Genomic DNA, 19,731 nt, shown 5'->3' with positions numbered 1-19,731 from the left:
TTTACTCCTCCTTGAGATAGGGAAAAAGGCCGTTCACTTCCTATTACAAGTAGGTATCGGGCCTGTGCATTCTGGGTGAAAGTCTCTAGTCTCCGTTGCTGCGCACTGAGTCAATGGGTGGGGCGATACGCTCTAAACCCTAAACCTTCTATTGGATCTGCGCTCTTCGCTGGGTGAGAGAGGTAAATCATGAAACTCGATGCCGCGATTCAAAACACAGTATTACGCGAGGCCACCGTGGTTGCAGGTGAGGGCGCTATGAACCGGGAAATCACCTGGGTTCACATCGTCGATCACCCAGAAATCACCAATTGGCTAAAGCCGGGCGAACTGCTGTTGACCACCGGTTACAACTGGCCCGTCGACGACGAAGCGTGTCGGGTCATGGTGCGACGGCTCAGTGAAATTGGTTTGGTGGGAGTGGTGCTGGCGGTTCCACATTTTCGCGAACACTTCACTCAAGCGGCCATCGACGAGGCCAACCTTTGCCATTTGCCACTGCTTGAGTTGCCTTGGGAAATCCAGTTCAGCGAGATTATGTACGATGTTTTGGCACGTATTATCAACATTCAGGCCGAGACTATTCGCCGCTCAGACCACATTCATCGCACCCTGACGGAAGCCGCTCTGGAGGGGAACAATCTAGAGGGATTGGCGCGAGCTCTGCATTCTGCGTTGGACAAAAACGCGCTGGTAGTCTCTGTGGACGGCACGGTGTTGGGGGCCTCAGACCCCGAAGTGAGTGAGTCCAACGAGCGGGTGCTCGTTAAGAAACTCACCGAGTTGCAATCACTGTGCGGCTTCTTTGAGCCCAATACGCCCAAGGTGGTTGTCGAACCTGCTGGGCGCTCTAGGCTGGGCGGCGCCATCAGGCTGCGTGGAGAAGTGATCGGTATTGTCTGGCTATACGACGAGGGCGCAGAGTTTGAGGAGTTAGATGTGCGTGCGCTTGAGCACGCGGCAGTGATTGCCGCGTTGCACCTGACCTACCAGAGGCAGTTATCCGATCAAGAAACGCGGCTGGGGTACGCCTTTGTAGCGGGCTTGCTGGAGGGTAAGTTCTCTGCAACGCCCAGCGCGATTGAAAGAGCCCAAGTGTCTGGATGGAGTGAAAGCAGGGGCTACAGGGTTTGTTTAGTCTTATTGAATGAACCAATTCCGCTTTCGCTGGAGGGGTTTGACCGGCGCACGAAAATGGCGGATCGAATCGCCAAAACGATGCAGGGGTTAACAATTGCCCCGCTGATGTCTGTCTCTTTGAATCAGATCAGCTTTCTACTTCCGGCTGAAAACGCCCCGGATGCTATTTGGCGCTCAGTACGCTCAGAAGGCGGTGCACTGGCCGTTAGCCGAGTGCATCACGGGGTCAAAGGCATGGCGCAAGGCGCTGAAGACGTATTGGCGCTCTTGCCTTTGCTCAAACCCGGAAAGCTGCATGACTTCGATGAAGTTTTATTCCCCAGAGCATTAATGGGGGATTCAGATGCTCGACGTTTATTGATCGAAAAACTTATTGAGCCGCTTGGTAACCCCAAGCGGGGCAACGCTTTGATCGACACCGTACTGACCTTGGCTCAAGAAGGTTTTCAACTGATTAATACGGCGAAGGTGCTGGATATCCACATCAGTACCCTGAGGTATCGGGTAGAGCGAATAGAATCAATGCTGCACCTTTCCCTCGATAACCCAGAACATAAGTTCAAGCTGCAAGTGGCGGCGCAGATGTATGTATTAGCGGGCGATGACACATGAGCCGCCGCAGGCTCCTACTCTAAGCAGGATAACGTTTCGCGCTATTCCTATTTCTCGTTCGAAGCGTCGGGGCTGAGAGGCTGGTTAGCATTGGCACACTGACACATAAAGGTGGATGCCATGTCTTCTCAACAAAAACTGTCTGTATCGCCCCGATCCCAGCACATCTCCAATGGGGTAGCAGTGGCTCACCCAATAACCGTTAGCCGAGCAGCTGGGGCTTATCTGTGGGATGACCAAGGTAAAAAATATTTGGACTTCGTGGCCGGGATTGGCGTCCTGAACGTTGGTCACAACCATCCACGGGTGGTCGAAGCCGTTCGTAAACAGTTAGAAACCTTCTCACACATCTGCTTTCAAGTGGCCGCTTACGACCAATACACCGACCTTGCCGCGCAACTGAACACGTTGGTGGGCGGCACCGAGCATTACAAGTCTGTGTTTTTAACCACGGGAGCAGAGGCGGTAGAGAACGCCGTTAAGATTGCCCGTGGTTACACCAATCGCCCTGGAGTGATTGCGTTTCGCGGCGGGTTCCACGGGCGGACGTTGATGGGCATGACATTGACTGGCATGAGCCAGCCGTACCGGCAGAACTTCGGCCCCTATGCGCCGGACATTTATCACACGCTTTACCCCAACGAATACCGTGGCATTACCACAGAGAAAGCATTGGCAGCATTGCAAGAGGTATTTGATACCCAGATCGCCGCAGATCGCGTAGCGGCCATCATCATCGAACCTGTCCAAGGTGATGGCGGTTTCATTGCCGCGCCGGTGGAATTCATGCGTGCACTGCGCAAAATAACCCAGGAACGGGGCATCGTTTTGATCTGCGATGAAATTCAGACGGGCTTTGGGCGCACCGGCAAGATGTTTGGTTTTGAACACTCAGACATTAAGCCTGACTTGGTCACGGTTGCCAAAAGCTTGGCTGGCGGGCTGCCGATTTCGGGGGTGGTCGGGCGTGCCGAGATCATGGATGCTCCCCAGCCGGGTGGTTTGGGCGGTACTTATGGTGGTAATCCGCTGGGTTGCGCGGCGGCATTGGAAGTCATCAAGATCTTTGAGTCAGAACAACTGAACGAGCGCAGTCGCGCCATCGGCGCTCAGCTGTTGACAGGCTTTACCTCCCTGCAAGATCGCTTCAACAGTATTGGCCACGTGCGTGCTATCGGCGCAATGGCCGCGGTTGAGTTTGTCTCAAGTCGCGCGACTAAAGCGCCGGATGCAGCGATGGCGCAGCGCGTGATTGATGCGGCTCGCGAAGAAGGTTTGTTAGTTATCAAATGTGGCGTATACCGCAACGTCGTGCGCTTTATCTGCCCACTGGTGATCAGTGAGCAGGATGTAGCGCAAGCGCTGGACATGTTTGAGCGCGCTCTAATTGCGGCTAACGCTTAACCCTCGCCATCACCAGCAAAGCCGCACAACGCTCCTCTCTAACGAGGGGAGTGGACACGTTGATGACCAGAGCGTGTGAGTGACTCTGCACTTATTAAAATAATGAGAGAGTTAAAAAGATGGACACGACAAGCACGAGTCTAAGCAGTGATACAGGGGCAACCCCAAGCCTTAAGGCTGGGTTGAAATCCCGACATCTGACCATGATGTCGATTGCCGGGGTAATTGGCGGATCTTTGTTTGTCGGGTCAGGCAGCGTTATTCACAGTGCTGGGCCTGCGGCCATATTGGCATTCTTGACTGGCGGCATCTTGATGATGCTGATCATGCGAATGCTCGGCGAGATGGCCACCTCTTCGCCCGATACCGGGTCTTTTTCAACCTACGCCGACCGGGCCATTGGCCGTTGGGCAGGGTTCACCATTGGCTGGTTGTACTGGGGGTATTGGGTCAGTCTGATGGCTTGGGAGGCGTATGTTGCCGGTAAAATCCTGAACGGTTGGTTCCCCATGTTCAGCGTCAACGTGTACGTCCTCGCGGTGACCTTGGTGCTTATCAGCATCAACTTCTTCAACGTGAAGAATTATGGCGAGTTCGAGTTTTGGTTTGCCTTGATTAAAGTGGTCGCTATCGTCTGCTTCTTGGTGATTTGTTGCTTGGCGGTCACCAACATTTGGACAGGGGGGACAGTGCATGGCATCAGCAATCTGACGGCGCACGGGTTCATACCTAACGGTATCGAGCCGGTCGTGGGGGCAATGCTCGGTGTGATGTTCGCCTTCCTCGGAGCAGAAATCGCCACCATCGCCGCTTCTGAATCGAAAAACCCTTCTCAGCAAATCATCAAAACCACCAAATCTGTGGTTTGGAGAGTCGGGCTGTTTTACGTCGGTTCAATCTTCCTCATCGTCTGTCTGGTGCCGTGGAACGACCCTATGTTGGGTGTATCCGGTTACGGCTCTTATCGTCGTACCCTTGAGTTGCTGGGCGTGCCCGGGGCTGAGCTGTTGATGAACTTTGTGGTGCTTACCTCGGTCAGCAGCTGCTTGATCTCAGCTCACTACACCGCATCACGGATGCTGTTCTCGCTGGCGACGCGGGGTGATGCGCCTTCGATTTTCAAGACCATCAAGCCGCAAACGGGCATCCCTGTATTCGCCATTGTGGGTTCGTGTGCCGTGGCCATTGTGCTGGCGCTGATCAATTTCAGTGAAGCACTACGTCCTAAAGACGTGCTGGACACGCTGATGAACATGACCGGCACCATTGCGCTGCTGGTCTACTTGGTGATTGCCTGCTCTCAACTAAAGATGCGCCGCAAGCTTGACCTGGCAGGTAGCGAAATCCCGCTCAAAATGTGGCTTTACCCATGGCTAACGTGGATCGTCATTGTTTTTATCGTGATCTGTCTCACCACCATGTGCTTTATGCCGGACTATCAAGTGTTGGTGATTTCTACGGGGGGAGCGGGGGTGGCCTTGGCCGTGATGGGCATGATCCATCAAGCGCGCTGCGCCCGGCGTACTTGATGAGTTAACTCGCACCCAAGGTGGCCGGTTGAGCAGCAATGCTCAACCGGCTTTTTAATGGCCGATGATTAACCCGCAAGCTGCGGCCAATTCATCGCCTTATTGCTACTCAAAGTACTGAATGAAGTGCCCTTTATCCTGCTTTAACTAGGTGGTTAGCGGCGGGGACGTTGCATAGGATTTAACCCTGACAAAGGGATGAAACAGCGATGTGTGAAGCTGGCGTCCGGGCGAAACCTTGGGGGATTTATGAGCTTTGAATTGCAACGTAAAGAGTTGATGGCGACACAGAATTTCATTTCTGGTGCTTGGCAGAATGCGCAATCGGGTGCGACGTTCCCGGTGAATAATCCTGCCACTGGCGTACCCGTAGCGCAGGTGCCTAACAGCGATGAAACAGAGGCCAAAGCCGCCGTTGAGGCTGCCGCCCAAGCATTTGTAACGTGGCGCGCAACACCGGCCAAACAGCGCGCTACGATTATAAAACGCTGGAACGACCTGATCATGGCCAACGCTGAGGACTTGGGCAAAATCATCTCGTCTGAGCAAGGAAAACCACTCGCTGAAGCCATTGGTGAAATTGCTTACGCCGCCAGCTATGTCGAGTGGTTTGCCGAGGAGGCGACGCGTGCCAACGGCGACATCATTCCTGCGCCGGTGCGTGGCCGTAAGATGTCGGCTTATAAAGAGCCGGTTGGAATTGTTGCCGCGATTACCCCGTGGAACTTTCCGGCGGCGATGATCGCTAGAAAAATCGCACCCGCGCTGGCAGCCGGTTGCACGGTGGTGTGTAAACCCGCGGCAGAAACCCCGCTCACAGCGCTGGCATTGGTAAAGCTTGCCGAGGAGGCGGGCGTTCCGGCGGGGGTCTTAAACATCGTGATCACCGCGTCCTCCAAAGTGGTGGCTGACGTGTGGCTTGAGGATGCACGGGTACGCAAAATCACCTTCACCGGCTCGACCCCTGTGGGCAAACACTTGGCCCATGAGTCCTCTCGAACCCTGAAAAAACTGGCGTTAGAGCTGGGTGGAAATGCACCGTTTATTGTGTTCGATGATGCCGATCTAGAGGCCGCGGTTGAAGGCTTGATGGTGGCGAAGTTCCGCAACGGCGGGCAAACCTGTGTCTGCCCTAATCGCATTTATGTTCAGTCAAAGGTCTATGGCACGTTCTTAGAGAAGTTAACGGCACGTGTTGCCGCCTTGGTGGTAGGCCCCGCCAGTGATCCTGCCTCGCAAATTGGCCCCATGATTAACGCCAAGGCCATTGCCAAGATTGAAGAACACGTCAGTGACGCCGTGAAGCGCGGGGCACGGGTGTTAACCGGTGGTCAACGTCTCTTTACCGACCAGCGCGCCGAGTCTACCTACTATGCGCCAACCGTTTTGGCTGATGTAGACCGCTCCTCTCAGTGCTTGCACGAAGAAACATTCGGTCCCATCGCGCCCATCACGCCGTTCGACACTGAAGAGCAGGTGATAGAAATGGCCAATGATTCGCCATTCGGTCTGGCCTCTTACTTCTACACCAACGATATGCGCCGCGTTCATCGCGTGGTTGATGCATTGGAGTGCGGCATCGTAGGTGTCAACGAAGGCGCTTTGGCCGCCGAAGCCGCTCCATTTGGCGGTGTTAAAGACTCTGGCTATGGCCGAGAGGGCTCAGTGCATGGTTTAGACGAATACATGCACATCAAATATGTCTGCCAAGGTGGGCTCGATTAAGCCTTTCATTCTCGTCAGTTAAGTGCGCTCTGCGCCCTTTAAATCAAGGGTGCAGAACCGATCGACTATGCCATTGGATTTAGAGGTCATATGAACAACTTACAAGAAAAAGATCAGCACTGGGTTCACCCGGTTACCGCTTTGCTGGATCACCAAGCGAAAGGTGTCTGTGCCTGGAAAAGTGCAGACAGAATCCATTTGGTGGATGTCAACGGGCGTCGGGTTCAGGATGCCTTTTCAGGTTTATGGTGTGTAAACGCGGGCTATGGGCAGCCAACCCTCGTTGAGGCAGCCAGAAAGCAACTCGAAACTCTGCCTTATGCCACCGGGTACTTTGGTTTTGGCAGTGAACCGGCTATCGAGTTGGCCTCTCGTTTAGCAAAATTAGCCCCTCCAGGCTTGAATCACGTGATTTTTGGGCAAGGAGGGTCTGATGCGGTCGACACCGCAATCCGTACGGTGAGCTATTACTTCAACGCTATCGGTCGCCCCGAGAAAAAACATTTTATTGCCGTACAGCGTGGCTATCACGGCTCATCCGCTGTGGGCAGTGGGCTGACGGCGCTTGGCGTATTTCACCGCTACTTTGATGTGCCTACGTCCACCCAGCACCACATTGAGGCGCCGTATCCTTATCGCCACGGCGCAGGCCCAGACGAGGCTTCTGTTCTACAGGCCACCGTGGCCGCGCTTGAAAGCAAAGTGCTAGAAATCGGCGCGCAAAATGTCGCGGCCTTCATTTGTGAACCTATCATTGGTTCGGGGGGCGTGATTGTTCCGCCGGCAGGCTACCTAAAAGCAATGCGAGAGACATGCGACAAGCTGGGCATCCTGCTGATCGTCGATGAGGTGATTACAGGGTTTGGTCGCACAGGTCCGATGTTCGCCTGCGAGCACGAAGGTGTCAGCCCTGATCTTATGATCCTTGCAAAGGGTCTGACCTCAGGTTACGCACCGATGAGCGCAACGATTATTAGCCAGAACATCTATGCCGCGATTGCAGAGGCTGGGGCTGGAGGTATCCCGTTTGGTCACGGTCAGACGTACGCCGGTCACCCCGTCAGCGCTGCCATCGCCAACGCGACCTTGGATCTGTATGAAACCAGCCTGTTAAAAAATGGCATCGAAGTGGGCGAGTACTTCCAAACAAGACTTCGCAGCTTGGAGCGTTTGGACCTTGTGGGCCAAGTTCGGGGGCAGGGCATGTTGGCAGGCGTTGAGCTGGTGACGGATAAGCAGACAAAAGCCAAGCCGGACCCCTCATTAAAACTTGGGCAAAAAATCCTGGCTCACGCGTTCGCCGAAGGCTTAGTCTTCCGGGCCTTTGCTGACGATATCCTCGGGTTTGCGCCATCGCTGAATTACACACACGCTGACGTCGATAACCTGATTGATATCCTCACGCTTTCTATCGACAAGGTTACGGGGTCACGCGGGGGCTAAGCCGTTAGATCGCTTCTGATGACTTGAGTCCTAATGGGGTCATTGCGTTCTACTCGATAGACACGCAATGACCTCGCTCTTTTGACCTTGCAACGTAAAAGATGGCACGTTACGCGACCGTAGAAGGTTTTTATAACGGTTAAGGGGCAGGCGATGGCTGAGGACTCTTTGATTGATTCGGTTGCAGGGCTGGTGCTTGCGGCGGGTGTGAGTAAACGCTTTGGAAGTGATAAACGCCAAGCGTACTTGAGCGATGACCAGCAGCTTTTACCGGCGACGCTGACAGTACCTTGCGCGGTGCTAAGTGACGTGTTCGTGGTGCTGCGCGCAGACGATAACGCTGACAGGCTAAACCTGCCGGACAAGAGTGCACCGATACACTGCCAGCAGGCGGAGCTGGGCATGGGGCACAGCCTGGCGTGTGGCATTGAATGGTTGCTGAAATACTCGAATGCCGCTGCTGTAGCGGTTTTTTTGGGTGACATGCCTTGGCTTCGCGAAACGACGTTACGCCATTTACTGAAAGAGGTTAGCGAGACACGTATTGTCCTGCCGTTTTACGCCGGCCAACGTGGCCATCCGGTCATATTCGGGCGCGACTTTTGGTCCGAACTGGCTCAGATCAAGGGCGATAGCGGCGGGCGTGAGGTCATCAACAGGCACCCCGAGTCACAACAGATTATCGAGTTGGATGATGTCGGCTTAATCGGTGACGTCGACACGCCACAGGCGTTGCTTGATGCCCGTGTTTAAGCGAATGGCCCCATGAAATAAGCTAACAGTGGATCTTTTGAGTGATCCATACCGTGTCCAGAATAAGTGTGCGTTGCGCCGTCTGGGTGATGCGCCCAGTAAATGTCGATGCGATCTGTTTTAAGGCGTTTGAGGCTGGCTTCTACCGACGTGACTAACGCCCGGCGGTTGTTGCCTGTGGCGAGCCGATTAGAGTTGGCTGCGGCGCCATTACTGAACTTTGTCGCCAGTACAAAATCGTCGCGCCGCCCCCAAGCAACGCTTCGGACTGCCCAAATTGATACACGTCCGCTGTGTCGATGAAGTTACCTCCGTCTTGCGCATAAGCGTTGAAAATCGCTTTACTGGCTTCCGGGTCTGCGCCGTAACCCCAGCGAGTACCGAAAGTTCCGGTGCCTAACGCGAGTTCGGAAACGCTAAGTCCGGTGTTGCCAAACGTTTTGTAGTTCATGTCTATCTCCAAGCGTGCGGGGTGATTATCGAAGAACGTTGTGAGGGGTATTCAGGTGTCGACGAATGCCAACATTTTGGCCACAAAGTCGGTGTGATACTGGAAAATCCCTCCATGCCCGGCATCCTGACAAATGATCAACTGCGCGTTAGGGATACGCCGTGCCAATTCAGACGAGTTCACAGTGGGCACCATGATGTCGCTGTCACCGTTGGCAATCAGGGTGGGGATGTGCAGTGAGGTCAGATCTTGAGGCGGTTGGCGTCCCCATGCAGTGATTGCTTTGAGTTGTTGCAAGAACGCTGAGGGAGTAGGGCCTTTATCACGACTGTGTTTGCGTGCTTTGAGCCGCTTCAAAAAATCTTTAGCCGCGTGTTGACCGTTGGCCGATGCCGTGAAGAAAAGGTACGACTTAGGGTCGCGTAAGGTCACAAGCCCTTTAAGCATTAACGGCCACGACACCGACCACACCTTGTCGATCCCTTTACCGCCCGCAGGCCCGGTGCCCGTCAGGATTAGTTTGCGTAGCAACGCGGGAGCTTTTAATGCGATGTCCTGAGCCACAAACCCACCCAGCGAAAAGCCTAGCAAGTCGACCTTTTCGAATCCCAGAGCGCGGATCAAAGCAATGCTGTCGTCCGTAATCAAACATGTCAACGATTTTGATTATGGTCGACATCAGAGTATAGTCAGCCCATTGTTTAAGTGGTTTAGGAGTGCGCAATGAAGATCACCAAGACGCAATCACTCGCTAACCGGGCTCATATTGTGGACACGGCTTCAGAGCTTTTTCGTGAGCGTGGCTACGACGGTGTCGGTGTGGCGGAGTTGATGGCCACTGCTGGGTTTACTCAGGGTGGCTTCTACAAACATTTCGGTTCCAAGGCGGACTTGATGGCTGAGGCTGCTGAAAAGAGCCTTGCACAGTCCATTGCCGGTGCCGACGATCTCGATCCTGTTGGGTTCGTCAATCGCTATGTATCCAGAGAGCACCGAGACGGCAGGGGAGTGGGCTGCACCATGGCGGCCTTGTGCGGTGACGCTGCTCGCCAGTCAGATGAGTTGAAGGCGACCTTTGCCAGTGGTGTTGAGAACATGCTTGCTGCACTTCAACAGAAGTACGCAGCCGAGCAGGAGGTGACGACACAAGAGGCTCGAGTAAAAATGATCGACTTACTCGCTCACGCCATTGGTGCTGTCGTGTTGTCGCGGGCGTGCCCGGATAACTCTCCTTTAACGGATGAAATACTCGATGTGTGCCGCGCAGAGATGCTATCGACGCTGGCGCCGGAGTAACCGTTGAGGGCGAGGGCGTGGAGCCAAGGCAGACGCCTTGACTCCAGAGGCCATTAACGATTAGCGATTAGGCGCGGTGGGTTGCCCATCAATTTGGCGCCAAATATTGAGTGGGTTGTCTTGCTTGAGCGCGTCAGGGAGCAAGGCGTCGGAGAAGTTCTGATAGCAGACTGGGCGCAAGAAACGCTCAATAGCCGTGGACCCTACTGACGTGGTGCGGCTGTCCGAGGTCGCCGGGAACGCGCCGCCATGCACCATGGAGTCGCAAACCTCTACCCCAGTCGGGAAGCCATTGACGAGAATACGCCCGGCTTTTTTCTCCATCGCTTGAACCAGACCCTGAGCAATGGCCTGATCTTGGTTTTCCATATGAAGCGTCGCCGTCAGTTGACCCTCAATAGAACGTGCAAATGCCAGCATGTCTTCAACGGATTGGCAGCGAATAACTATGGCGGCAGGGCCGAACACTTCCTCCAATAGCCCAGAATTGCTTAATAAACTCGCAGCAGTGGTCTGGTAAAGATGCCCTTGCGCTTGGCTCCCACCTGACTGAGCCTTGCCTGACGCCACAGGCTCTATGCCGATTTCAGCCGCCACTCTGTTGACGCCTTTTTCATAGGCAGAGTGAATGCCGGGCGTCAGCATGGTCTGCGCTGCCTTCTCAGATAAGGACGCTCCAGCTTGAGCCAAGAAAGTTTCCAGATCAGGGCCTTCCACCGCCAGTACCACACCGGGATTGGTGCAGAACTGGCCGGCGCCCATCACCAACGCGTCAACGAAGGACGTGGCAATGGCGTTGGCTCGTTGAGCCAGTGCTCCCGGTAGCAGGAATACTGGGTTGATACTGCTCATCTCCGCGTAAACCGGGATCGGCTCAGGCCGCGCTGCAGCTGTGCGCATCAGCGCCAGACCGCCAGAGCGAGAACCGGTGAAACCGACCGCTTTGATCGCCGGGTGAGAAACCAATTGTTGGCCGACGTCGCTGCCGTCTCCCACCACCAGCGAGAATGTGCCCTCAGGCAGTTCCAAGCGCCTTGCTGCCTCTTGAATCACACGGCCGACCAACTCAGAAGTTCCCAGGTGCGCACGGTGAGCTTTGACCACCACCGGGCAACCGGCGGCCAAGGCAGAGGCGGTGTCTCCTCCAGCCACGGAAAACGCCAGAGGGAAGTTGCTCGCACCAAAGACCACAACCGGACCTAGCGGGATTTTGCACAAGCGTAAGTCAGGCCGTGGCAACGGCTGGCGATCAGATAGCGCTGTGTCAAATGTAGCGGTTTGCCAGCGGCCTTGACGCAGAACTGTGGCGAACAGTCGCAATTGGCTAGCCGTTCGACCGCGCTCACCTTCCAGTCGGGCGACTGGCAGACCAGTCTCGATGTGTGCTCGCTCAATCAAGGTCGATCCGAGTTCAAGGATCCCGTCAGCAATGGCTTCTAGAAACCGAGCACGGGTTTCGGGAGCGGTAGCACGCAACGGGTCGAATGCTTGCTCTGCCAGTTCGCAGGCTTGATCGACAAGGTCAGAGGTCGCGCAATTGAAAACCGGTGTACTGATAGCCTGTTGATTATCAGGATTGATCGCCAGAAGCTCACGCCCTTTACCGCGAATTACCTGATAGCCAATTAATTGTTCACCCGTGAGTTGCATAAACTTCGTTCTCCAAGCTGATTACTGGTCAGTAGAAATAGGCTGCTTGAGAAGCAGTACGTAGGCCATTGCTGCCACAGATGCCACGACGGCACTGATCAAAAATGCAGAAGCAAAGGAGCCGGTTTGCTGGATGCTGAACCCTGTAACTATCGGTGCAACCGAGCCTGCGAGGTATCCGCCAAAGTTTTGGATAGACCCAAAAGAGGCCACTCGGCGGTTGTCCACTACGGTGTTAACGATCATCCAGGCCGTAGAGCTGGCCATGTTCACGCTGAACAGGGCGCAGCACAGCAACATCACACTCAACACAATGCCGCTGCCAAACGACAGGGGTACGGTGAAGGCGGCCGCCGAGAGCAGGGCGCAAACCACCACGATCTTGCGACTGCCCAATATCGACACACCGTTCTTAACCAAACGATCACAAATGCGCCCCGCCACAATGGTCCCCAGTGCGCCAAAGACATAGGCAAGCGATACGACCCAAGCGGTTTGATAGAGCGTTAGGCCATGCTCACGCTCGAAGTAGCCCGGCAGCCAAGTCAGGTGCAACCACAGCATGTAGATCACACCCATGAAACCCAACACGGCGCCCCACGTGGTTTTGTGGCGGAACAGCTCAGCCCAAGCGCTGAGTTGCTCTTTGATGGTTGGCTTAGGCGTTGCAACCGACTGTGGTTGAGAGGCCAGCAGTCTTTCCCGCTCTTGGGCCGGAAGCTCAGCCAAGTAGCGCTCCTTGCTCTTGTAAAACGCGAACCAGCAAGCCGCTAATACAATCCCGAACACGCCGGTGACGATAAACATGCCTCGCCAGCCCCACGTGATCATCAGCAGCGTCAATAGCGGCGGCGCAATACACGGCCCTATACAGGTCGACGACAGCACAATGCCTGTGGGTGTGCCGCGCTTCTCGGCATCGAACCACTCCGACAGCGCTTTGGCGGCTGAAGGGAACATCGGCGCTTCACCAATCCCCAGCACAATCCGTAACCCGATAAAGGCCGAGAAGCTGTTGATTAAACCCGAAGCGGTCTGCGCCACCGACCAGCCAAGCAGTGCCGCACCCAACGAAATCTTGCTGCCCAGGCGGTCAATTATCACGCCCAGCGGCAACTGAGCGAGTGCGTAAGCTAAGGAGAATGCCGATAACAGAATGCCCATCTCTGACGGCGTGATGCCCATGTCCCGCTGGATCGAAGTATTGGCAATCGACAAAGCACTGCGGTCGACGTAATTGATGATGCCAATCACCAACAGCAGGCTCACGGTAATGACCTGGTACTTCTTGTAAGGGTTAGAACTCACGGCTTCAGTAGGCGTGCTACCAAGCTCTGCTTGCGCATATTTATTATTCATGGTGGTTCACTTTTATTATTGTTGGGACGAGATGGATCGTTGTTTACATAGAGGCTTCAAGCATCCAACGATAATCTTCAGCGCTTGCTTCACGGGGGTTAGTGCGGTGGCTGTGATCAGCTAGAGCGCCTTGGATGATTTTCTCGAACATGTCCTCAGTCACTTCAAGTTCACGCAGACCGGTCGGCAGACCTAACGCCTGCGTCATGTTACGAATGGCTTCTTCAATTTTGCTTTCGTCCGCTAAGCCAATGGCTTGAGCGATTCGGGACATTTTGTGTTCGTTGACGACCGTCTGCGCCTTGCGATTGAACGCAATAACCGCAGGAAGAAAAATCGCATTAAGCGTGCCGTGGTGCAGGCGAGGGTTGATGCCGCCTAATGAGTGGCTGAGGCTGTGCACGCAGCCCAAACCCTTCTGAAACGCGAGCGCACCTTGTAAAGAGGCACTCATCATGTTGATGCGGCCTTCCAGATTCTTTGGATCTTGGGTCGCGATTTCGATGAAGCGCCAGGCGCGCCACAAGCCATCGAGGGCGATACCGTCAGCGGGCGGGTTAAACGCTGGAGCCATGAAGGTCTCAAGGCAGTGAGCGATAGCGTCCATGCCGGTCGCAGCGGTTAATGCGTGAGGCAGGCCAAAGGTCAATTCAGGGTCGCAAATGGCCGATTTAGGCACGACATAAGGCGAGATAACCCCCACTTTCCGTCCGTCATCCAAGATCAGGATTGCACCACGACCCACCTCGCTGCCCGTCCCGGCAGTCGTTGGAACCGCGATGACCGGAGCGGTTGCCGACGTGATGCGGGCCAACCCCCCTTCAATGACGGCAAAGCTTTTCAATGGGCCTTCATGGGTGGCACACACGGCAACCCCTTTAGCCAAGTCGATTGCCGAGCCACCGCCGATGGCGATGATGCCGTCGCACTCGCACGCCTGAAACATGGCCACGGCTTCACGAACGGCCTTCTCATTCGGGTTGGAAGGTGTGTCATCGTAAATCGGCAGTTCAACAGCAGGATCGGTGAAGGTGCGCAGAGCCCTATCAATGATCCCGGCAGCACGCACGCCACGGTCAGTCACGATCAAAGGTCTAGTTATACCAACCCGTTGACATTCAGCAGGTAGAAGCGCAATGGCGCCCGCAGCAAATTGAATTTGAGTGATGTAATTGATCAGGGACATGGGTCTCCTCAAGCCTATCGGCATTATTGTTATGGGCCAATCTCAGGCCGATCTGCCGCTTCTGATGCGGCATTGTGCCGGGCCAGTATAGGAATCTATTGTTCACTGTGGTATTGAGAACAATCCATACAGCTATAGCCTGGAGTAATACCCGTGACGCCATCGCTCAATTCGATCATGTCCAGACTCCATGCCAGACACCTGCGCCTGCTGATTGAACTGGACGAGCATCGCTCACTGCTTGGGGCCGCGACCAACGTTGGCCTGACTCAACCGGGTGCAAGCAAAGCGCTGCAAGAGATTGAAACGACGTTTGGCACGGCACTCTTCAAACGCACCAATCGGGGTTTGGAACCTACAGCCGCCGGCTACTGTGCAATCCGCTACGCTCGCGTGGTGCAAACGGACCTCTCAAATCTTCGGCATGACCTTGATGCCATCTTGAGAGGTGTTGGAGGGCGGCTCGCGGTCGGCGCAATCATGGGCGCTGTACCGCTGTTGATGCGGGCCATCTCTGAACTCACTGTTATCCAGCCCGAGATGTCGTTCGAGATCATCGAAGACACCAGCCAATCGTTATTGGCGCAGATCGAGAGCGGTCGATTGGACATGGCCCTATGTCGAACTTGCGTGAGTAATTCACCACACCTGTTCTCAAGTGCGCGGGTTCAAGATGAAACGCTGGCCGTGATCGGCAATATTGATCACCCACTCAAGGATGCGCAGACACTAAGCCTTGAACAGTTAGCGGCGAGCCGCTGGATCGTTTACCGAGCGAACATGCCGATGCGGGTGCAACTGGAACGGGAGTTTCACGATGCAGGTATTCGCTTCCCGCTCCACTTGGTGGAAACCACTTCCATTTTGGCCACGTTATCGCTCCTGCAAAACCGGCCCGACTTTGTGGCGTTAGTCTCGATAGACGTCGCGAACCAATGCGCGCAGCATCATCGGATACGAATCTTGCCTCACTCGATGAAGTCAGTCAGCGACCCTTACGAACTGGTGACACGCCGAGGCAGCCAAGCAACACCGGCGATGACACAGCTAACGCAGTTACTGCTGGGGCCGGGCGGCCTTGGTGATCCAGCCGCTTGATGAACCCGCCTTAGACCATTAGGGAGCAATCGTGATATCAGGAAGGACCTGTTCCCACAGTCTCTTGGATCTGCGGCGCATCAATTTGTAGATCGGGATGCGCTGCTGCAATTTCGGGTATCTGCATAATCGACGCGCTCACATGCGCTACTCGTGGGTACTCATCCAGCGATACATTGAAACGTTTGGCCCCGATCAGATGGCTGGCAAGCGCCAAGTCGGCAATGCTCAGTGTTTGTCCATGACAGCGGGTAGCACCATCGGGCAGTAATGCTTCGTATGCCGCCAGCCCCTCTCGGAACCAATGGGCAGCCCATTCAACGCCTGCATCATCGTCGGCACCGAAACGCTTTTTCAGTTGTGCACGTACCCTCGGCACGACTAACGGGTGCGTGTCGGCGGCGGTGATCAGAAACATAGCTCTCACCTTGGCACGGCCTGCGGCATCGGCGGGCAGCAGCGCAGGGGTAGGGTGGGTTTCTTCCAGCCATTCCAAAATCGCCAAGCTTTGAGTCAAAGGCTCAGGGGTCGCACCTTCTAGGGCAGGCACGGCGCCTGCAGGGTTGACTGCACGAAACGCCGCTGTGTTCTGGTGACCTTGTGTGAGGTCATGGGTGCGCTCTTCGAAAGCAACACCTTTAAGGTTGAGCGCAATACGAACGCGGTAAGTGGCCAGTGAGAGCCAGAAGCTGTGCAAGATAATCATGGAAGCACCTTTAATTATTAACAGATCACCGAAGGACGCAGATACGAGGAGGCCTCAGAGGACCGCTTAACAGCCCCCCGAGAGTATCCACAGAACTAATCCCTGTGACGATGACTGATTTGGGCCTAATTGGCCGAGGTTTGCAGCACCTCAATCCATAACGCACCCTTGCCCGATGCAGCCTCGCCGACACGTTTCAAAGCGCCGTCATCGCTAACCGCATACGTGCCAACTTTGTCGCTTTTCTCTCCCGTGACCAGTAACCACTGGCCGTCGGGGGAGAAGGCAATATTGCGCGGCTGCTGCTCTTGCACGGGGTAGTTATCGAGGAACTTCAGCTCACCCGTTGACAGGTCAACGGCAAATGCAGAAACGCTGCTGCTGGTGCGCTCGCTCATGAGCAGCAATTTTCCGTTCGGCGAAATCCTCAAATCTGCAGCCCAAATACGCGGCGTGGGATCGTCCTTCAAGTCATTGTTGCGCGCATCCCTGACTTCGCCGTGTGCCAGTTTCAACCGCTCAGGTATGCCATTGGCAACGCCAATCTCAGTCAAAGCCCCAGTGCTGTCATTGATTGAAAACGCCGTCACTGTCCCGCTCATTTCACCGACCACATACAGGTATTTGCCGTCCGGTGAAAAGGCCAAGTGCCGAGGCCCGGTATTTTCAGTAACTTTCACAAAGCCGCTACCAATGGGCGTCAGCGCTCCCGTTTTGTGATCAAGGCGATATTGCAGCACCTTATCTGTGCCTAGATTACCCGCGTAGACAAAACGGTTGCTCGGATCTGTACGCACTGAGTGCGCGTGGAGACCTGTCTTATAGGTCAATATTTCGGAGGAGGGTTGATGAGCGCTGTCGATGGCTTGAACGCTAAGCGTATCGGCGCCGTAAGATGCACCTAGCAGATAACGCCCTTCGCGATCGGTAGACAGATAAGCCATGCTTTCGGCCAGAGGCGCTTTTGACAGTGGCGTCAGGTGCCCACTTTTAGGGTCAATGCTAAAGCCTTGGACTTGAAAAGGTTTGACCCGCAGTGCGGCAAACAGCACTTTGCCATCAGGCGTAATGGCCATTGGGTTAACTTGATCCCCGGCGTTGTACTGCTCAACTAAGTCCAACGCTCCGTTGTTTTGATCGAGTCGGTACTGGGATATCAAACCATCGCCCGGACTAGAGATGTAGGCGAAGGTCGCCGCATGCGCATTTATGCCTAGCCCGAGGGTGAGTGCCGCAGCAATCAGAGACGTTTGTTTCACAGGAAATCCTTATTGTTATATTCGTTATCAGTCATCGTATGACTGCGCAGAGGCGAGATCAATAGCGTGAAGATGAATCATTAGGTGAACCTCAGCGAATACGGATTCCAGCGAAGGCTAGAGTCGATGCCTATCCCAAGCTCGAACGTTATAGGTGGATTTGGGCTTTTCTCGGTGACCTTCCAGAAAGTGAACGCCCACCTCTCCCAGTCCTAAACTGGTTTGACAACCCCGCCGTGCGTTTCGTTTCTGGCCACTTCAATTGGGAGGCTAGCTGGGATCGCGTGATCCTGAGATTGAGGCATTCGAGGTGAAAGCTGATGCTTGTGTGGGCCCTTGGCAGCAGGAGGTTTCGTTAAAGTCGGATGCGTTACAGATTCTATTTAGGCGCAGGGTGAAGGCCCTGGAGTACAAAGGCTGGCAAATTGATAAAGATCGACTCAACCGCGTATTCACAGGGCGCAAAGCGTGTGCAGTGCCGAGCCCAGCGCGTCAAATCGTGAGCAGTTGGGCTATCGAGACCATTCCGACAGTCGAGGTAGAGGAGAGGGGGCCTGAACCAGAAAGGGTGTAGGTCAGTCCTACCACCGTTCGTCGGCTGTGGAGGCTCAAAAGTACCTCTTTGCCTAGCCTCAGATCCGACCCACGTGCCGATCCAGCCATGGCCGTGGGTGAATGCATGCGAAATCTAGGGCCTGTTTAGCCGCTCACGCGTCCTGTATCGACATGTCATCAATATGAATGATCGGAGTTTTCATGACAGGCAAAACCGTCCGCGACGTCACCTATCAGCTGCTACGAGAGTTGGGCCTAACGACGCTTTTCGGCAACCCAGGCTCCACCGAAGAAACATTCCTTAAGGATTTTCCAGACGATTTTCGCTACATCCAAACCTTGCACGAAGCCTCGGCTGTCGGTGCGGCCGATGGTTTCGCGCAGGCCAACCGCCGACCGGCAATAGTCAACGTGCACACCAGTGCTGGACTCAGTAATGCCATGAGCAACATTTTGACCGCGTACCAAAATAGAACGCCGTTGATCATTACCGCGGGTAACCAGACTCGAGACATGCTGTTGATGGAGCCATGGCTGACCAACGTTGAACCTGCACTTTTGCCTAAACCTTGGGTCAAGTGGAGCTATGAGCCGGTCTGCGCTGAAGATGTACCGGCTGCGTTTATGCGCGCTTACGCCATCGCTATACAGCCGCCAGCTGGGCCGGTTTTTTTATCAATCCCCTTAGATGATTGGGACAAACCTGCCAGGGGCCCAGCCCTTGTACGCAAGGTATCCACGCGTATTGCTCCAGACCCTGAAGGTCTTAGCGAGTTTGCTCAAGCATTATCAAAGGCAAGTAACCCGGCGCTGATTTATGGTTCTGCCATCGCCCGTGGCCAGGGTTGGCCCCAAGCCATTGCGCTGGCTGAGCAGTTACAAGCGCCGGTTTATGCCGCCCCCGCTTCAGAACGGCCTCCGTTTCCAGAAACCCATCCGCTGTATGCCGGAGGCTTACCCTTTGCCATTGCACCTTTGTCGCAAAGGCTTGCCGGGCATGATCTTGCGATCGTCATTGGGGCTCCGGTGTTTCGCTATTATCCCTATGTTGCGGGCGACTACTTGCCGGCGGGCTTGCGCCTTTTGCACATCACCGACGACCCGAGTGAAGCGGCGCGAGCACCGGTCGGCGATAGCTTACTGGGCGATGCGGTGCTATCGCTGGAAGCCTTACTTGCACAGGTCACGCCACGCGCTGCTGGCAGCGCTACAGTTAAGCACCAAGCACATGGCTTAGCTGCGCACCCACCAGCCCATGAACAAGCAGAAAGGGCGGATGGACTTTTGTCATCACTCAGCCTGTTTCAAGCTTTGCGCGCGGCAACCCCCTCCAATACTGTCCTGCTTGAGGAATCGCCTTCTAATCTCGCCGAGCTGCACAGCGCTTGGCCTGTGGAGCAGCCCGATTCGTTTTACACCTTTGCCAGTGGCAGCCTAGGCTGGAACCTTCCAGCGAGTATCGGTATTGCATTGGCCGAGCGCGACAGTGGTCGCAATCGCCCGGTGCCCGCGATTATTGGCGATGGCTCTTTCCAATATTCGATCCAAGGCTTGTGGACTGCGGT

14 protein-coding genes and 2 pseudogenes are annotated in these 19,731 nt (G+C 55.0%); 9 read left to right on the top strand and 7 right to left on the bottom strand.

Translation table 11 applies throughout. From position 1 onward, the window contains the following. Positions 1-189: 189 nt before the first annotated feature. From AQS70_RS17170 to AQS70_RS17145, 6 genes are all read left to right on the top strand, one after another. A complete protein-coding gene (locus AQS70_RS17170; protein ID WP_055103957.1) occupies positions 190-1,752 on the top strand; it encodes a PucR family transcriptional regulator in 1,563 nt (520 codons plus the stop codon). A gap of 120 nt (positions 1,753-1,872) precedes the next feature. Further along, positions 1,873-3,156 (top strand): 4-aminobutyrate--2-oxoglutarate transaminase, encoded by a 1,284-nt coding sequence (gabT, locus tag AQS70_RS17165; protein WP_055103956.1) that lies wholly within the window; start codon positions 1,873-1,875, stop codon positions 3,154-3,156. 119 nt (positions 3,157-3,275) lie between these two features. Further along, complete coding sequence (locus AQS70_RS17160; RefSeq protein ID WP_055103955.1) at positions 3,276-4,685, top strand: amino acid permease; 1,410 nt, start codon at positions 3,276-3,278, stop codon at positions 4,683-4,685. A gap of 249 nt (positions 4,686-4,934) precedes the next feature. After that, complete coding sequence (locus AQS70_RS17155; protein WP_055103954.1) at positions 4,935-6,410, top strand: NAD-dependent succinate-semialdehyde dehydrogenase; 1,476 nt, start codon at positions 4,935-4,937, stop codon at positions 6,408-6,410. Between the two features lie 90 nt (positions 6,411-6,500). After that, positions 6,501-7,853: an aminotransferase class III-fold pyridoxal phosphate-dependent enzyme gene (locus AQS70_RS17150; RefSeq protein WP_055103953.1), complete on the top strand. Its 1,353-nt coding sequence runs from the start codon at positions 6,501-6,503 to the stop codon at positions 7,851-7,853. 153 nt (positions 7,854-8,006) lie between these two features. Continuing rightward, positions 8,007-8,606, top strand: coding sequence for a nucleotidyltransferase family protein (locus AQS70_RS17145; RefSeq protein ID WP_055103952.1), 600 nt, complete (start codon positions 8,007-8,009; stop codon positions 8,604-8,606). 71 nt (positions 8,607-8,677) lie between these two features. Here the strand turns inward: AQS70_RS17145 and AQS70_RS17140 are convergent. Both AQS70_RS17140 and AQS70_RS17135 read right to left on the bottom strand, forming a co-directional pair. Continuing rightward, positions 8,678-9,057: pseudogene (locus tag AQS70_RS17140) on the bottom strand (aldo/keto reductase); the annotation flags it as partial. Between the two features lie 51 nt (positions 9,058-9,108). Further along, a pseudogene (locus tag AQS70_RS17135) lies at positions 9,109-9,702 on the bottom strand (alpha/beta fold hydrolase); the annotation flags it as partial. A 78-nt stretch (positions 9,703-9,780) separates the two neighbouring features. On the opposite strand from AQS70_RS17135, the gene AQS70_RS17130 reads away from it, so the two are divergent. Then, on the top strand, positions 9,781-10,353 hold the full coding sequence (locus AQS70_RS17130; protein ID WP_055103951.1) for a TetR/AcrR family transcriptional regulator: 573 nt from the start codon (positions 9,781-9,783) through the stop codon (positions 10,351-10,353). Positions 10,354-10,413: 60 nt separating this feature from the next. Here AQS70_RS17130 and AQS70_RS17125 read toward each other — a convergent pair whose 3' ends face one another. Genes AQS70_RS17125 through AQS70_RS17115 form a run of 3 tightly spaced genes read right to left on the bottom strand, consistent with a single transcriptional unit; the run spans position 10,414 to position 14,548 of the window. Further along, positions 10,414-12,003 (bottom strand): aldehyde dehydrogenase (NADP(+)), encoded by a 1,590-nt coding sequence (locus AQS70_RS17125; RefSeq protein WP_055103950.1) that lies wholly within the window; start codon positions 12,001-12,003, stop codon positions 10,414-10,416. Between the two features lie 21 nt (positions 12,004-12,024). Further along, a complete protein-coding gene (locus AQS70_RS17120) occupies positions 12,025-13,362 on the bottom strand; it encodes an MFS transporter (RefSeq protein WP_055103949.1) in 1,338 nt (445 codons plus the stop codon). A 43-nt stretch (positions 13,363-13,405) separates the two neighbouring features. Then, positions 13,406-14,548, bottom strand: a complete 1,143-nt coding sequence (locus AQS70_RS17115; protein WP_055103948.1) for an iron-containing alcohol dehydrogenase — start codon at positions 14,546-14,548, stop codon at positions 13,406-13,408. A 153-nt stretch (positions 14,549-14,701) separates the two neighbouring features. On the opposite strand from AQS70_RS17115, the gene AQS70_RS17110 reads away from it, so the two are divergent. Further along, on the top strand, positions 14,702-15,646 hold the full coding sequence (locus tag AQS70_RS17110) for a LysR family transcriptional regulator (protein WP_055103947.1): 945 nt from the start codon (positions 14,702-14,704) through the stop codon (positions 15,644-15,646). A gap of 37 nt (positions 15,647-15,683) precedes the next feature. Here AQS70_RS17110 and maiA read toward each other — a convergent pair whose 3' ends face one another. Then, positions 15,684-16,352: a maleylacetoacetate isomerase gene (maiA, locus tag AQS70_RS17105; RefSeq protein WP_055103946.1), complete on the bottom strand. Its 669-nt coding sequence runs from the start codon at positions 16,350-16,352 to the stop codon at positions 15,684-15,686. 125 nt (positions 16,353-16,477) lie between these two features. Then, positions 16,478-17,611 (bottom strand): lactonase family protein, encoded by a 1,134-nt coding sequence (locus AQS70_RS17100; protein ID WP_055103945.1) that lies wholly within the window; start codon positions 17,609-17,611, stop codon positions 16,478-16,480. 756 nt (positions 17,612-18,367) lie between these two features. On the opposite strand from AQS70_RS17100, the gene mdlC reads away from it, so the two are divergent. Further along, the coding region (mdlC, locus tag AQS70_RS17090) for a benzoylformate decarboxylase (RefSeq protein WP_055103943.1) at positions 18,368-19,731 on the top strand (1,364 nt) is incomplete at its 3' end.

This window comes from Pseudomonas endophytica, from assembly GCF_001411475.1.
GTDB classification, from domain to species: Bacteria; Pseudomonadota; Gammaproteobacteria; order Pseudomonadales; family Pseudomonadaceae; genus Aquipseudomonas; species Aquipseudomonas endophytica.
The sequence above is the reverse complement of the archived record's forward strand: the minus strand, read 5'-3'. Positions and strand labels throughout refer to the sequence as shown.